Origin of the sequence: Vibrio sp. 10N.222.52.C12 (assembly GCF_041474215.1) — a bacterium.
Classification (GTDB): domain Bacteria; phylum Pseudomonadota; class Gammaproteobacteria; order Enterobacterales; family Vibrionaceae; genus Vibrio; species Vibrio crassostreae_C.
Genome location: NZ_JBFRTR010000114.1, coordinates 24,749 through 40,895, shown reverse-complemented (window position 1 = coordinate 40,895; position 16,147 = coordinate 24,749). Strand labels below are relative to the sequence as shown.

Sequence of the window (16,147 nt, the reverse complement as noted above, 5' to 3'; positions counted from 1 at the left end):
AATTAAATTTGAATATAAATTCACAAGCATCATTTGTACAGAACTTTATCCTCTAACTGGATAATTAGTCTTTAAATGCGCTTCAACATAGCCAAATAGACCAATCACCCTGCTTAAATAGCCAAGTTCGAAACGAAAAAAAGCCGAAAGTAGACACTTTCGGCTTTTGATTATTTATATCATTATGGTCGTACTACTGAACTCGTCGGTTAGACCGCTTTTCAGTATTCAGACGATCAATTACAACTAATTTCATCCCAGAACCAATTCGATTGAACTGGGCTTTCCCATACGCCCGGGCCGTTTTTAGCCACGAAGCACTTGCCGTTATGCGTCACTTTGTCGCCATTACTCACTTGGCTAACACCGGCTTGCCACGTAATAAATTCAGATGGATCGACAACCACTGGCGGTTCTGTCACAGGTGGTTCAACGGGTGCAGGGTCTACTGGTTCTGGATCGACAGGGGCAGGATCAACAGGCGTTGGATCTGTCACAACTGGTGGTGTTGGCTCGCCCGCTACTAGTTTCCAAGGGCCACCATTGGCAGGGTCATCCCCTTGTGTCCACCATTTCGCTTCATAGGTTGCGCCGTTATGCGTCACTTGGTCACCCGCGTTGTAAACCTTGGTCGCACTCCAACCATTACCACCCGGATCAGTACCAGGATCTACCGGATCCAGCTTATCGACAACTTTCACTTCAGGCCAACTCGCATGAGAACCATAGAAGTTGGTCACACACTTCTCGTAATCACCAGCCACCAGTGCGGAATAAGCCGTTTGGAAACCAACAAGCTCACACTCAAACGAGTAACCTTCTGGGCGGTCTGCGTAGTATTTCCAGTTACCATCCCAGTTGGTGTACAACACATCCGTTGCTCCGTTGAGGTTTAAGCTTCCGTAAGGCGTTTGCTGCCAACAAGTATTGGCTTCATCCGCTTCTACCGGAATTTCATAGTGCGCTGCTAACCCTTCCCAATAACGAATACGGTTAACGGGTTGGCCTTTGTCTTTGTTCTGCTCGCCACACTCAATACCACCATTGATCACGTTGATTGTGGTACCAAAGCCATAACCAATACCCGCATCCAATTCGCGTTGAGATGGCGTCCAAGTGCGGTCGATGACATGCAGCATAGCTGGTTTAGGTGCTTGAGGGGTAAGGAAAAACCAAATAGCAGAAGCTAAGTTCAACCAAGAGTCCGCCACTAAGCCCGGATTGTTGAGAAGCACCGTCGCGTCACCATCAAACATCACTTCAGAGAACGCGCCATAATTAAAATGGTAAGAAAGCTGTTTAGCACCACGTCCGAAGTAGCCCTGTCCCGCAGCACATGGCCAACGGGCATTCTGCCAATCGTTCTGACCACAACCTGTGGTGTAACCTTCTTGGCCTTCAGACCAACCCATTTCGCGAACATGCACCAGCGCTTGCTGCCACTCTTCTAGAGCTAATGGATTATCAGAGGTGTTGTCTATCGCGATATGCCCACCCGTCTCTTGTGAAAAGTGAGCAAAGGCCGTGATGATGGATTTTTTACAGATAGCATCAGAATCACGGCCATCGGTGTACTCTCCACAGAAGGCTGGGAATTTGCCAATTGCACGTAAGAAGCGAGTGTAGGTGTATTCTGGCGCTGCCATCTGAGTGAGGAAGTTCCATTCCGATTGAGGGAACACGCGCTCTACACGCTTTACGTTTTCAGGGTTGGAGGGGGAACCGGGTTCAATCGCTTCAACGATTGTATTCGGGCGAGTTTGAAGGGCCTGTGACCAGATCGCATACATAGGATCGGATGTTTTCGCTTGTTCAGCAGCTTGTAGAGCCGACTTTTCAACAAGGTAACCATTCGGGTTTTGCGGATCAGGTTGAATGTTCAAAGACGCATGACTTTGCGCTGCTAATGTGCAGCCCAGTACTGTCGCCAAATATTTGATTTTTAACATGATGGATTCTCTTATCTGTCCTTAATAAGTCCATCAAAGAGTATGCTTCACATGTGGAATGGCCTAGCTGTAGCTGTGTGAATTTATAAAAAGTGCGAGTGATCTTTTTGATACATGGCTCAGCACAACAAAGCGTCTCATGGTTTCTTGAGCTGATATCTAGTTTCCAACTCATTTGGTTTCTAGTTATTGTTCATTTGATTTCGAGGTATTGCTCATAAGCCTTTAATGTAATGAATCAATATAATCAATCGAAAAGAAAAAAGCCCCGAACTGAGTTCGAGGCTTAAGATCTTAATCAAAGCTGGTTAAATCTCTAAGAGATTATTCCCACTCGATAGTTGCTGGTGGCTTACCAGAAATATCGTAAACAACACGTGAAATGCCGTTAACTTCGTTGATAATACGGTTAGAAACCTTACCTAGGAAGTCGTATGGTAGGTGTGCCCAGTGAGCAGTCATGAAGTCGATAGTTTCTACGGCACGTAGAGATACAACCCAATCGTACTTACGGCCATCGCCCATTACGCCAACTGAACGTACTGGTAGGAATACCGTGAATGCTTGAGATACTTTGTGGTAAAGGTCAGCAGCGTGAAGCTCTTCAATGAAGATCGCATCTGCGCGACGCAGTAGATCACAGTACTCTTTCTTCACTTCGCCAAGTACACGAACACCTAGACCTGGACCCGGGAATGGGTGGCGGTAAAGCATGTTGTATGGAAGACCAAGCTCTAGACCGATCTTACGTACTTCATCTTTAAACAGCTCACGTAGCGGCTCAACAAGGCCCATTTCCATATCATCAGGAAGACCACCAACGTTGTGGTGAGATTTGATTACGTGTGCTTTACCTGTCTTAGATGCAGCAGACTCGATTACATCTGGGTAGATAGTACCCTGAGCAAGCCATTTAGCATTCTTCAGTTTCTTAGACTCTTCATCGAAGATATCTACGAATACGTGACCAATGATCTTACGCTTAGCTTCTGGTTCAGCTTCGCCTTCAAGAGCATCAAGGAAACGTTGCTCAGCATCTACTTTGATGATGTTTAGGCCAAACTTGTTGCCGAACATCTCCATAACCTGCTCACCTTCGTTTAAACGAAGAAGGCCGTTATCAACAAATACACATGTTAGTTTGTCGCCGATAGCGCGGTGAGCAAGCATCGCAACTACAGATGAATCAACACCACCAGAAAGACCAAGGATAACTTCGTCGTCACCTACTTGTTCTTTAATACGTGCAACTGCATCTTCAATGATTGAAGCTGAAGTCCACAGACCTTCACAACCACATACGTTAAGAACGAAGTTCTCAAGCATTTTCAGGCCGTTTTTAGTGTGTGTTACTTCTGGGTGGAATTGAACACCGAAGTACTTCTTCTCTTCGTTTGCCATTGCAGCGTATGGGCAAGTGTCTGTTTCAGCGATCTTTGTGAAATCAGCTGGAATCTCAACTACTTTGTCGCCGTGGCTCATCCAAACATCTTGAGTAGACTCAAGGTCAGCGAAAAGTGCAGATTCGCCAGTCACTTGTACCGCTGCGTAGCCGAACTCGCGCTCAGTAGACGTTGCTACTTTACCGCCAAGTTGCTCAGCCATAGTTTGCATGCCGTAGCAGATACCGAATACAGGAACACCTGAATCAAATACGTACTGAGGTGCACGTGGAGAGTTCTCTTCCGTTACACTTTCAGGGCCACCAGATAGGATGATACCGTCTGGATTGAATTCACGAATATCCGCTTCTTCTACGTCCCAGCTCCAAAGTTCACAGTAAACACCGATCTCACGAATACGACGAGCTACTAGCTGTGTGTATTGAGAACCGAAGTCCAGAATTAGAATACGTTGGTCATGAATATTTTTAGTCATTGTAAGCAGTCTTATTGGCTATGTGATAAAACGGAGGCGAGTTTACTCACCTCTGATTAACTCTTCAAGAAATAAAGCAAACGTTTTCGTTAGATATCTTTAACCACGTGTTTTGAGACAATCGGACTTTTAACAAAACAGGCGGTAGATATAATACCAATCACAGTAAGTAAGTGTTCAGGAATAGCGTAGGAAAAAAGCCTGAGAACGAGGCAGGATTTTCTGATAAGTAGTTATTCTACAATCAAAAATTCTAACGAAGTTATCGAGGTTTTTAACAAGCTAGGATGACCAGTTATTTACTACGATTGGTATATTAATGTGCCGACTAAATCAGCACATTATTCAAACGTTTGGACGTATTATTAACCTAAACGGTAGTTAGGTGCTTCTTTCGTGATTTGAACATCGTGTACGTGAGATTCTTTCATGCCCGCACCAGAGATACGAACAAACTCAGCTTTAGTACGCATGTCTTCAACAGTTGCAGAACCCGTTAGGCCCATGCTTGAGCGTAGACCGCCCATCTGTTGGTGAACGATCTCTTTTAGACGACCTTTGTATGCGATACGACCTTCAATACCTTCTGGAACAAGCTTGTCTGCAGCGTTGTCAGATTGGAAGTAACGGTCAGAAGAGCCTTGAGACATAGCGCCAAGAGAACCCATACCACGGTAAGACTTGTAAGAACGACCGTTGTAAAGGATAACTTCACCCGGTGCTTCTTCAGTACCAGCGAACATTGAACCAACCATCACACAAGATGCGCCAGCAACGATAGCTTTACAGATATCGCCAGAGAAGCGGATACCGCCATCTGCGATTACTGGAATACCGTATTCGTTTGCAACTTCCGCTGCGTCTGCGATTGCTGTTACTTGAGGAACACCAACACCAGTAACGATACGAGTCGTACAGATTGAACCTGGGCCGATACCAACTTTAACTGCACTAACACCCGCTTCGATAAGAGCACGAGCGCCAGCACCAGTTGCTACGTTACCACCGATGATTTGTAGATCAGGGTATGCAGCGCGAGTTTCGCGGATACGGTTAAGTACGCCTTCAGAGTGACCGTGTGAAGAGTCGATAAGTAGAACGTCTACGCCAGCTTCAACTAGAGCAGCAACACGCTCTTCGTTACCAGCACCAGCACCAACAGCTGCACCTACACGTAGGCTGCCGCGCTCATCTTTACATGCGTTTGGTTTACGTTCTGCTTTGTGGAAATCTTTTGCAGTGATCATTCCAGTCAGTTGGAAGTCATCATTTACAACAAGAACTTTTTCAACACGCGCTTCGTGCATTTTCTCTTGAACTTCTTCACGAGTTGCACCTTCTTTAACAGAAGCAAGGCGAGCTTTAGGCGTCATTACTACATCAACTTTCTTAGAAAGGTCAGTAACAAAGCGAACGTCACGGCCAGTAATGATACCAACCAATTCGTTTGTTTCAGTAACAACAGGGAAACCGGCGAAGCCGTGTTTTTGAGTAAGGGCTACAACATCAGCGATTGTCGCGTCAGGGCTTACAGTTACTGGGTGAGAAACCACACCAGCTTCGTAAATTTTAACCTGGCGAACCATTTCAGCTTGCTGCTCGATTGACATATTCTTATGAATAAAGCCAATACCACCTTCTTGCGCAAGGGCAATTGCTAGGCGTGCTTCCGTAACAGTATCCATCGATGCAGAGATCATTGGGATGTTTAAAGAAATGTTTTTCGTTAACTGAGTGCGAAGATCAGCTGTGTTCGGAAGAACGGTTGAGTGTGCTGGGACGAGTAAAACGTCATCAAAAGTTAAAGCTTCTTTTGCGATTCGTAGCATTTGCAATATCTCACAACAAAGGTGTTAAAAGGAGTAAACCCAACTTTATCGTTTCGCATAATAAAGTGATTTGGATTTGATATTGCAGACGGATTATACGCACGGCGAAATCGCTTGGCTACACATTTTTGTATTTTTAATTTGCATTTACCCCCTTGCTATGTATTATATTGCCGCTATCTTCCATACTCACGCCCTGTGAGATTCCAAGAAAGACCTTCCTTCAAGGAAAGATAGTGCTTCTATGACTAATCCAAACATCTTTACTGTTTCTCGCCTCAACTCAGAGGTTCGTCTCCTATTAGAAAACGAAATGGGAATAGTCTGGCTCGTTGGTGAAATCTCAAACTTCTCTGCACCTGTCTCTGGTCACTGGTACCTCACGCTAAAAGACTCTCGCGCTCAAGTTAAATGCGCCATGTTTCGTGGCAATAACCGCCGTGTGACCTTTAAGCCTCAGAACGGCAATCAAGTTTTAGTCAAAGCTCGCCTATCTCTTTACGAGCCACGCGGTGACTACCAACTGATCATCGAAAGCATGCAGCCAGAGGGTGACGGTAAACTTCAGCAAGAATTTGAAAAGCTGATGATGAACCTTGCCGCAGAAGGACTGTTTGCTCAATCAAGTAAGCAAGCTCTTCCTGAACACCCAAAACGTGTTGGCGTTATCACATCTAAAACCGGTGCAGCGCTGTTTGATATTCTTGATGTACTAAAAAGGCGCGATCCTTCGCTACCGGTTGTGGTTTACCCGACCATGGTTCAAGGCGAAGAGGCGGCGATTCAGATTGCCCAAGCGATTGGACGCGCTAACGAACGCAATGAATGTGATGTGTTAATCGTCGGCCGTGGTGGCGGCTCACTGGAAGACCTATGGTGCTTCAATAACGAGATCGTAGCTCGCACAATCGCAGCAAGCCAAATCCCGATTATCAGCGCCGTTGGCCACGAAGTGGATGTCACTATCGCTGATTTCGTTGCCGATATGCGTGCCCCAACGCCATCAGCTGCCGCAGAATTGGTTAGCCGTGATAACAGTCATAAAGAACAAGCTTTCGCGTCTAAACGTGCTCGCTTAGTCAGTGCGATTCGTCATGTGTTAATCAAACAGGCGCAATCAACTCAAACGTTGAAATACCGCTTAGAGAAGCAACACCCTAGCTACCAACTTCAAAAGCAGAGTCAGCAGCTTGATGACCTAGATATGCGTTTGCGTCGTGGTATGACTCAATACCTAAAACAGCATGCACAGCGTGTTGAACGTAAACAGCACCAGCTTCAATTGAACTCGCCAGTGAAACGCCTTGGCGAACAGAAACTGCATCTGCAACGTTCAGAGCAAAAGCTATTGGATGCAATGGACAAGACATTACTAACCACTCGCCACCAGCTCGCTATGGCTGCAGAGAAGTTAGAGACCGTTAGTCCACTGGCAACCCTAAAGCGTGGCTACAGCATTACTCATTCAGAATCGAGCAAGACGGTATCATCGATTAACGATGTCGAAGTCGGTGAAGTGATCACCACTCAAGTTGAAGACGGTGTGATTGAGTCGCAAGTGACCACAAGAGTGACTAAGAGCGAGCTTTAAGTTCGACCTAACGTTTCAAACCAGAAAGCCCTATCGATAATCGACAGGGCTTTTTAGTATCTAACGCTTTCAAAAAACTAACCTATTCCAACCCTACTCAGTAGTAGAAGGCTCCTTCATGGTTAGCATCCCTTCAGTCACAATAAAGTTGATGATGAAGTCTAGCCCTTGGCTCTCTTTGAGGTTGGTGAACACGTATGGCTTGGTTGGACGCATGCGTTGTGTGTCTTGCTCCATCACCTCAAGTGACGCACCCACATATGGTGCTAAATCGATCTTATTGATAACCAGCAGATCAGAACGCGTAATACCCGGTCCGCCTTTACGTGGGATCTTCTCCCCTTCCGCTACATCAATCACGTAGATGGTAAGATCGGCTAATTCAGGGCTGAACGTCGCACTCAAGTTATCACCGCCACTTTCGACGAATACCACATCGAGGTTTTTGTGCAGCTTAGCCAGCTCTTCTACCGCAGCTAAGTTCATCGACGCATCTTCACGGATCGCCGTGTGCGGACAGCCACCCGTTTCAACACCAATGATACGATCCGGTTCTAGCGCTTCTGCTCGCGTGAGTATCTTGGCATCTTCTTGTGTGTAGATGTCGTTGGTTACCACGGCAATGTTGAGCTTGTCGCGAATAGCTTTACATAGCACCTCTAACAGCGCTGTTTTACCAGATCCTACTGGGCCGCCAATACCAATTCGAAGTGGTTGCTTATAACTTTCCATTGTCTACTTCCTTATATTCTTTTTACTATACCGTTCGAGCTGACCGCTACGAACGAAATAGTCGTGTGTATTGTGTTTCGTGCAGTGAACTTGCTAATGCCATTGATGGCGAAAAACTGCCTACCATCCAATCTTCTATCGCGTGGGCCTTTTCGATCACCTCAGGAAAGGTGTTGGTGATATTAATCAATGCCAACTGCCCGTCGGTTTGACCTAAAGGCACCAGTTTCACGCCTGCGGTAACGATATTTTCAAGCCAGCTCCATAAGTAACCTTGCTTGAGGCTTTCTAAATCAATGCCCCAATGCTGAGCCGCCATACACATGCCCAACAATTGGTTTGGATGACTATCAACAGAATCCACCAGCGAAATATCGATATCCAAGCGCTTCAACAAGGTGTTCAATGCATGCCCACGCTGCTTTTCTTCCGCTCGCAATTCACTGGTTTCACGGCTTGAGTATAAGTAGTTACACCAATGCTCAATCTCATCGATTTCACCCTTTTCTAGCGCGTGATAAAGACGCTCTAAGATAGGTAATTCCAAAGTTGCGACACTGGAACTGACGATGGTATTAAGCCACTGTTCCATGCTGTTGCGATCGGTCACCCACCCCGCTTCAACCGCTAACTCTAAGCCTTGCGAATAAGTGAACCCACCAATCGGCAACGATGGACTGATCAATTGAAACAGACGATAGACGGCTACATTTTCTGTTGTGGTCATAATCGTGCCCTCAGTCTTCCAGAATCAAATAAGTTCGAGAGCCTACGCGCCTAACAGCAATAGTGCGCTTGCTGAAGCCACGCCGACTGACAACCATTTAGAGTAAACCGCGCGACCAACAAAAGTACCGATAACCATCAGAGCCAAAGCACTGATACTCATGCCTGTTGCGAACTGAGTCAGGTTGCTCGCGGCTTCAACGCCGTGTGCGTAACCATGGAAAAACAACATAGCAATCGAAGCAACTAATACGCTGTTTACACGCTTGGTTGATGGTGAGAATACATGCCATAAACATAAGCTGACGACAAACAGAGAAGCGATAATGGCAGGCTCAACAATCACAGAGAAACCTAGGGCTTGGCCTGCGATAAGCCCTACCACTAAAGACACCAATCCACCGCCAATCAGAGCTGCTTTTGTCTTGGTGGAAAATGACAATGCGCCAATTAATAAACCGAAAGCGATCAGCATGATCAGATGATCCATGCCAGTCACAGGGTGAGTTAAGCCAGACATAAACGAGTGAGACTCATGAACTGAATGCGCCCCATGTCCTGGGTGAGCGAAAGCCATCGTTGATGTTGTTAGAGAAGCTATTGTGAAAGTGCATAAGCCTGCAGCTGTTTTAAAGTTCATCGCGAGTTCCTTGCGTTTATAGTTATTAATATTTGTTGTTATATAAATCGTTTAGTGAGTCATCAATGACTCGATTAATGATGGTGATGATGTCCACCTGAGCGACCGCCATAAGCGCCACCTTCAGGTTCAAAGGGTTGTTTTTCGGTCGTCACTATCGCGCCCAAACCTTCCACCATTTCATCCAAAACATGGTCGTGTTGATAGCGAACCCACCCCGCTTCCACTTGCAGCGGAACATGACGATTGCCAAGGTGGTAAGCCACTCGTGTTAACAGGAGCATGTCTTCACAGTAAACAGTCGAAACGGTTTCAGGTGCCGCTTTCACTTCTACGACTAAACCACATTCACTTGAGAGCTGTTCGCCACCACGCAAGATATGACCTCGTGGTAGAAACAGCCCTGCATTGCGCCCGTCATCTAGCATCACCTTAAGGCGGCTTTTGATGCGACTATCGATCGGCAGGCTCAAATAGCCGTCCGGTGCATTTTGTATTTGAGTATTCAGTTGAGTCAGTTCAATCATGCTATTACCTCAATCTCCTTGTGAGATTTATAACGTTCAAAATAGGGTCACTAAAATAAGATTCTTTAGTCAAAGGCTTAGAATAGAAAGTACCGCTGAGCCATTGGCAGCTCTTCAGCAGGCTCACACGTGAGTAGTTCACCATCGGCGCGCACTTGGTACGTCTGAGAGTCGACTTCAATCTTCGGCATCCAATCATTGAGCTTCATGTCGGCTTTGCTGATGTTTCGGCAGTTGCTCACAACACCAATCAAGCTCTGCAGACCCAATTGCTTGTCGATGTTCTGCGCCTTGGCTTCTTTAGAGACAAACAGCATTGATGTGTTCTGACACGCCTTGCCGTAGCTACCAAACATCGAGCGATAGTGAACTGGCTGAGGTGTTGGGATTGAAGCGTTTGGGTCACCCATCGGCGCCATGGCGATCATGCCGCCTTTCAAAATCACGCTTGGTTTCACGCCAAAGAAGGCTGGCTTCCATAGAACTAGGTCAGCTAATTTCCCGGCTTCGATCGAACCGATTTCATGAGACATACCATGAGTGATCGCAGGGTTGATGGTGTACTTAGCGACATAACGTCTTAAACGGAAGTTATCGCTGTAGTCTGAATCTTCTTTTAAGCTACCGCGCTGAACTTTCATCTTGTGCGCGGTTTGCCAAGTACGTGTTACTACCTCGCCTACACGTCCCATTGCTTGTGAGTCCGAAGCGATCATCGAAAACGCGCCTAAGTCATGAAGAATATCTTCTGCAGCAATGGTTTCACGGCGGATACGAGATTCAGCAAACGCGACATCTTCTGCAATTGATGGTGAAAGGTGATGACACACCATCAACATGTCTAAATGCTCATCGACCGTATTGACCGTGTAAGGTCGTGTTGGGTTGGTTGAAGAAGGCAGAACGTTGGGTTCACCTGCCGCACGGATAATGTCGGGAGCATGACCACCGCCCGCACCTTCAGTGTGGTAGGTATGAATCACTCGGTCGCCAATTGCGCCAAGTGTTGATTCAACAAAGCCCGACTCATTCAAGGTATCGGTATGAATCGCAACTTGTACGTCCATCTCGTCAGCAACACTTAAACAAGTATCGATGGAAGCGGGTGTGGTTCCCCAGTCTTCGTGCAACTTCAAACCCACTGCGCCTGCAGCTACTTGTTCACGCAATGCTTCAGGCTGACTTGCATTGCCTTTGCCTAACAAACCAAAGTTCATCGGGAATTGATCGAGTGACTCTAGCATGCGGTGCATGTTCCACGGACCCGGTGTACATGTGGTTGCGTTAGTCCCTGTGTTTGGCCCCGTACCACCGCCTATCATGGTCGTAACACCAGATGCTAAGGCTTCTTCAATCTGTTGCGGGCAGATAAAGTGAATATGTGAGTCGATACCACCCGCGGTGAGAATCGAGCCTTCACCGGCTAAAATTTCCGTGCCCGGGCCAATTACTATATCGACGCCCGGCTGAACGTCTGGGTTACCTGCTTTGCCTAAAGCTTGAACTCGGCCGTCTTTGATGGCGACATCGGCTTTTACGATGCCCCAATAATCCAACACAATCGCATTGGTGATCACCAAGTCAGGTGTTTCGGCGCTTGGACGTTGGCTTTGCCCTTGTCCATCACGAATCACTTTACCGCCGCCGAACTTCACTTCGTCGCCGTATACGGTGTAATCTTTTTCAACTTCTAGCCATAAATCAGTGTCAGCAAGACGCACTCGGTCACCGACTGTTGGCCCAAACATTTCGGCATAAGCCTGTCTGGATATCGTCGCCATGTTCAATCCTTTGTTATTTTCATTATTCCGTGGGAGCGCTTAGAGCTTGCCCATCACCTTTCCTTGGAAGCCATAGATCTCTAACTTACCGGCGTAACGCACTAACTCGACGCTGCGCGACTGACCCGGCTCAAAGCGGGTTGCAGTACCCGCAGGAATATTGAGTCGAAAGCCTTTAGTGACTTCTCGGTTAAAGATCAGCGAAGGGTTTGCTTCATAGAAGTGGTAATGAGAGCCAATTTGGACAGGACGATCGCCAATGTTTTGCACCTTAACGGACGTTGTGTCTCGGCCTTCATTGAGAGTGATGTCACCCGGTGCGGTTTCTACTTTTCCGGGAACGAATCCTGAGTATTGTTTTGTGGAACCAGCCATATTACTTCTCCCTACACGATAGGTTCATGAACGGTCACCAGCTTGGTGCCATCAGGAAAAGTGGCTTCGACTTGTACATCAGGGATCATGGAAGGGATCCCCTCCATAACGTCATCGACAGTAAGAAGTGTGCGTCCAAAATCCATTAATTCTGAAACGGTTTTACCCTCGCGGGCACCTTCGAGAATGGCACTGCTGATCAGTGCGATAGATTCTGGGTAGTTGAGCTTTAAGCCTTTTTGTTTGCGCTGCTGTGCCAGCATTCCTGCGCAGAAGATAAGTAGCTTATCTTTTTCTCTTGGTGTTAATTCCATTTAGCCGCCCGCTGTTAGTGTTGTTTTCTTATTGCTCAAAAACGCATGAGCAGTAAGTGGGATTCAATCACAGCAAGCTTGAAAAAATGTACCTAGGGTCGGAAGTCACCCTAGGTACAAAAAGGGCTAATCGCTAAGTCGCCCAAATCCTTGGTAAATCAGGAGTCGTACCACATAAATGAGAGCGAGTTGCTTGCCAAATCTGACCAAAGGCTTGGAGGATATCTTCACTCCAATTACCCAAGGCTCGCACCACAATCAATCCTTCTATCTGAGTAGCACCCAATATTAATGTGGGTTCACTCGACGTTTTTGATGTAACTGATTGCTGTGAAGCTTGCTGTGAAGCTTGCTGTGTAATAGATATGAGCAAGCTCTGTACCAACTCTAGATCTTGCTTCTCATTTGAGGTGATATAAAAGGTTCCCATCATTGAATAATCAAGTAACCCCATATTTATCATTAACTTATCGCCACCATGAAAATTAAAGCCTTCAGTCAGAAGCCTTTGATTATCAAGATAGATTTCTGTTTTCCCAACGAGATGACCATGCTCGAATCCCTCATTCTGTGCAGGGCGTCCAAAACAGTGCATCTCCCAACCCCAAAACTGTGCACCCTTTTCTAGGCGAATTTCAGTATCTAAACGAACGTGTGCATTGGGGAAAAAGATGTTCTCTTGCGGCATCCATTCCAAGCGTGCATCTTTCTTCACTCGTAGGGTCTGCTTCTGCTTGGCGTACTTGTTGTTTGAGCGATAAAACTTGGTCGCACCGGGTGTGGTGATCAACGCATGCGCACCGCTTTCGATGGTCGCTTCAATATTGAGAGTGTCACCACCTACCACTCCGCCGGGGGGATGGAGTAAATAGGTGTGACACGTTTCCCCATCAGGATACAGGGGGCGTTGCACCGCAAGCGGACCAGACTGCTGACGATTCTTTAATACGGTTTTATCACTGCGGTCGACAAAAGTGAGGTTTAAACTCGCTTGCCAACCATCACGAATATCTTGTTCGATGGTCTCATTCAAAGATAAAGCTTCTACTAAAGAAGCCTTGCTTACTTCATTCGGAGAAAAGAGAGAATTCATACGGTTAGGTACTCCTTTATCAAGGACTCATCGAGCCCTGTCATTTCACCTTCTGCCACTTGGCGTCCACGGTCGATAATGCAAAAACGGTCACCGACCTTTCTTGCAAACGGCAGCTTCTGTTCAACCAACAGAACCGTGAGCCCCATTTTCTCGTTGAGCATGCGAATGATGTCGCCAATCTCTTGCACAATATTGGGTTGAATACCCTCCGTCGGCTCATCCAAGATCAATAGCTTTGGATTAACCACCAGCGCACGCCCAATCGCTAGCTGTTGCTGCTGGCCACCCGATAAATCACCACCGCGACGATGTAGCATCTCTTTTAACACTGGGAAAATATCGAAGATGAATTCAGGGATCTTGCGGTCACCCTTTTTACGAATCGGTAAACCGACCTCTAGATTTTCTTGAACAGTGAGCATTGGGAAGATCTGGCGACCTTGCGGTACATAGCCGATCCCTTGGCGTGGACGGTCCTCGGCATCGGTTTTCAAAAGTGACTCACCCGATAAGGAGATGTCACCGCTTTCAACCTTCACCAACCCCATAATGCATTGCAGTAAGGTGGTTTTACCGACACCATTTCGCCCCATTAACACCGTGCATTTACCTTCTGGGATCTGCATATCCAAATCCCACAGCGTGTGGCTCTCACCGTAATATTGATTAACTGATTTAACCTCTAGCATCCTATTCTCCGAGATAAACTTGTTTAACTTCAGGGTGAGCCTGCACTTGATCCATGGTGCCTTCAGCCAACACATGACCTTGATGAAGCACGGTGACATGGCTGGCGATAGAACGAACGAAATCCATATCGTGTTCAACGACCACAACCGAGTGCTTACCTGCCAGTGAGTTAAGTAACTCAGAGGTGCGATCCATTTCTTGGTGAGTCATACCTGCCACGGGTTCATCCACCAGCAACAGCTTAGGGTTTTGCATCAATAGCATGCCGATCTCTAACCACTGCTTTTGTCCGTGAGACAGGTTACCTGCCAAATTCGCCGCTTCGTCTTTTAAATGAATCAGCTCAAGTACCGAGGTCAATTTGTCTTTCTGTTCACCAGACATCACAGCGGTGAACGTCGCCCACACTGAGCGGTCACCGGCCATGGCTAATTCAAGGTTCTGCCACACAGTTAAACACTCAATCACGGTCGGTTTTTGGAATTTACGCCCAACGCCTGCATTGGCGATTTCGGCTTCGTTCATCTTCAATAAGTTGATGTTCGAACCCAACCACACCTCGCCGGTGTCTGGCTTAGTTTTACCTGTGATAATGTCCATCATGGTGGTTTTACCTGCGCCATTAGGACCTATGATACAGCGTAGCTCTCCCTCTTTGATGTAGAGGTTGAGGTCGTTTATCGCTTGGAAACCATCGAAGCTTTTGTTGACGCCTTCGACATACAACAGCACGTTATGTCGAGTATCGATGGCAGGATGAATATCGGGTTTGAGGTAATCAAAGACTTCGTCTCGACGAGTGAACGCCTGAACCGATTCCTTTACGCTATTAAATGTGGTCATGCGATCACCTCCTTGGCCTTGTGCTGATCATCCTTATCTTTATCTTGGTTTTTCCCATTTGATGCCTTGCGCAGCTGCTGCCACTTTTCACTGACAAAGCCAATCACACCTTGTGGGAAGTACATGGTTGAGAGTACGAATAGTCCACCCAGAGCAAACAGCCACACCTCCGGGAACTCAACCGTAAACCAACTCTTGGCGTAGTTGATGATCAATGCACCGACAATGGCACCAAACAGAGTGGCACGACCGCCTAAGGCTACCCAAACCACAATCTCAATCGAGTTAAGAGGAGCAAATTCTCCCGGATTGATAATACCCACTTGAGGGACATATAAAGCCCCGGCAATACCGGCGATAACCGCAGAAAGAACGAAGACCCACAGCTTGATGCCATCGACGTCATAGCCCATAAAGCGAGTGCGTGATTCCGTATCACGAATCGCTAATGCCACACGACCTAATCGACTGGTCACCACCATGCGACAAGCTATGTAGCTGAGAATAAGCGCAATACCAGTCGCGACAAACAGACCTATCTTGACCGCATCACTCTGCAAACTCAGACCGATGATGTCTTTGAAATCCGTCAGTCCGTTGTTGCCACCAAAGCCCATCTCGTTGCGGAAAAATGCCAGCATCAATGCGTAAGTTAACGCCTGAGTCATGATAGAAAGGTAAACCCCTGACACACGAGAGCGGAAAGCTAAATAACCGAACAAGTAAGCCAATGCGCCCGGCACTAGCACCACCATCAGGCAAGCAAACCAGAACTGGTCAAAGCCCTGCCAGAACCACGGCAACGCAGACCAATCAAGGAACACCATGAAATCTGGTAAGACTGGATCACCATAAACCCCACGGTCACCAATCTGACGCATCAAGTACATGCCCATCGCATAACCACCAAGCGCAAAGAAAGCACCGTGGCCAAGGCTCAAGATTCCGAGATAGCCCCACACCAGATCGAGCGCCAACGCCAACATTGCGTAGCTCAGATATTTGCCCATCAGCGAGATAGTAAAAGTCTCTACATGGAGCGGGTGCCCACTTGGTAACATGGTGTTAGCCAGTGGGATAAGAATAACGGCCGCTAGAATGGCAAGGATGGTCAGTTGGCCACCTTTGTCACCACGCATTGCCGAAAGTACAAATGATTTTGACTGCATGATGTTG

Annotated in this window: 15 protein-coding genes; 1 reads left to right on the top strand and 14 read right to left on the bottom strand. The window is 47.0% G+C overall.

The features are described from left to right. Positions 1 to 236 precede the first annotated feature (236 nt). The 3 genes from AB4623_RS19695 to guaB all read right to left on the bottom strand — a co-directional run bounded on the left by AB4623_RS19695 (position 237) and on the right by guaB (position 5,656). Positions 237 to 1,949, bottom strand: a complete 1,713-nt coding sequence (locus tag AB4623_RS19695) for a glycoside hydrolase family 19 protein (RefSeq protein WP_372147212.1) — start codon at positions 1,947 to 1,949, stop codon at positions 237 to 239. Positions 1,950 to 2,273: 324 nt separating this feature from the next. Beyond that, positions 2,274 to 3,827 carry a glutamine-hydrolyzing GMP synthase gene (gene guaA, locus AB4623_RS19690; protein WP_017066418.1) on the bottom strand — a complete coding sequence of 518 codons (1,554 nt, stop codon included), beginning with the start codon at positions 3,825 to 3,827 and terminating at the stop codon, positions 2,274 to 2,276. Between the two features lie 365 nt (positions 3,828 to 4,192). After that, positions 4,193 to 5,656, bottom strand: coding sequence for an IMP dehydrogenase (gene guaB, locus AB4623_RS19685; protein ID WP_017062496.1), 1,464 nt, complete (start codon positions 5,654 to 5,656; stop codon positions 4,193 to 4,195). A 244-nt stretch (positions 5,657 to 5,900) separates the two neighbouring features. Here guaB and xseA point away from each other — a divergent pair, with 244 nt between their 5' ends. After that, a complete protein-coding gene (xseA, locus tag AB4623_RS19680; protein WP_372147210.1) occupies positions 5,901 to 7,247 on the top strand; it encodes an exodeoxyribonuclease VII large subunit in 1,347 nt (448 codons plus the stop codon). Between the two features lie 93 nt (positions 7,248 to 7,340). Here the strand turns inward: xseA and ureG are convergent, their stop codons facing one another. The 11 genes from ureG to urtC form a co-directional block, all read right to left on the bottom strand. Beyond that, positions 7,341 to 7,979 carry an urease accessory protein UreG gene (ureG, locus tag AB4623_RS19675; protein ID WP_017062498.1) on the bottom strand — a complete coding sequence of 213 codons (639 nt, stop codon included), beginning with the start codon at positions 7,977 to 7,979 and terminating at the stop codon, positions 7,341 to 7,343. A 46-nt stretch (positions 7,980 to 8,025) separates the two neighbouring features. Further along, positions 8,026 to 8,706 carry an urease accessory protein UreF gene (locus tag AB4623_RS19670; RefSeq protein ID WP_136974075.1) on the bottom strand — a complete coding sequence of 227 codons (681 nt, stop codon included), beginning with the start codon at positions 8,704 to 8,706 and terminating at the stop codon, positions 8,026 to 8,028. Positions 8,707 to 8,748: 42 nt separating this feature from the next. Further along, positions 8,749 to 9,345 (bottom strand): HupE/UreJ family protein, encoded by a 597-nt coding sequence (locus tag AB4623_RS19665; RefSeq protein WP_017079882.1) that lies wholly within the window; start codon positions 9,343 to 9,345, stop codon positions 8,749 to 8,751. A gap of 74 nt (positions 9,346 to 9,419) precedes the next feature. Then, positions 9,420 to 9,872, bottom strand: coding sequence for an urease accessory protein UreE (ureE, locus tag AB4623_RS19660; RefSeq protein WP_372147208.1), 453 nt, complete (start codon positions 9,870 to 9,872; stop codon positions 9,420 to 9,422). 77 nt (positions 9,873 to 9,949) lie between these two features. Further along, positions 9,950 to 11,653: an urease subunit alpha gene (gene ureC, locus AB4623_RS19655; protein WP_048614369.1), complete on the bottom strand. Its 1,704-nt coding sequence runs from the start codon at positions 11,651 to 11,653 to the stop codon at positions 9,950 to 9,952. Positions 11,654 to 11,692: 39 nt separating this feature from the next. Continuing rightward, positions 11,693 to 12,028 (bottom strand): urease subunit beta, encoded by a 336-nt coding sequence (locus AB4623_RS19650; protein WP_017062503.1) that lies wholly within the window; start codon positions 12,026 to 12,028, stop codon positions 11,693 to 11,695. An 11-nt stretch (positions 12,029 to 12,039) separates the two neighbouring features. Next, on the bottom strand, positions 12,040 to 12,342 hold the full coding sequence (ureA, locus tag AB4623_RS19645) for an urease subunit gamma (RefSeq protein WP_004735119.1): 303 nt from the start codon (positions 12,340 to 12,342) through the stop codon (positions 12,040 to 12,042). A 133-nt stretch (positions 12,343 to 12,475) separates the two neighbouring features. Further along, a complete protein-coding gene (locus AB4623_RS19640; RefSeq protein ID WP_372147206.1) occupies positions 12,476 to 13,435 on the bottom strand; it encodes an urease accessory protein UreD in 960 nt (319 codons plus the stop codon). Beyond that, a complete protein-coding gene (gene urtE, locus AB4623_RS19635) occupies positions 13,432 to 14,127 on the bottom strand; it encodes an urea ABC transporter ATP-binding subunit UrtE (RefSeq protein WP_017062505.1) in 696 nt (231 codons plus the stop codon). Before urtE ends, AB4623_RS19640 begins: the two co-directional genes overlap by 4 nt. 1 nt (position 14,128) lies before the next feature. Then, the gene (urtD, locus tag AB4623_RS19630; protein WP_017062506.1) at positions 14,129 to 14,971 is read right to left on the bottom strand and encodes an urea ABC transporter ATP-binding protein UrtD; all 843 of its coding nucleotides are present in this window, start codon (positions 14,969 to 14,971) and stop codon (positions 14,129 to 14,131) included. Next, entirely contained in the window at positions 14,968 to 16,140 is a 1,173-nt protein-coding gene (gene urtC / locus AB4623_RS19625; protein ID WP_017062507.1) for an urea ABC transporter permease subunit UrtC, read from the bottom strand. Before urtC ends, urtD begins: the two co-directional genes overlap by 4 nt. Positions 16,141 to 16,147 lie beyond the last annotated feature (7 nt).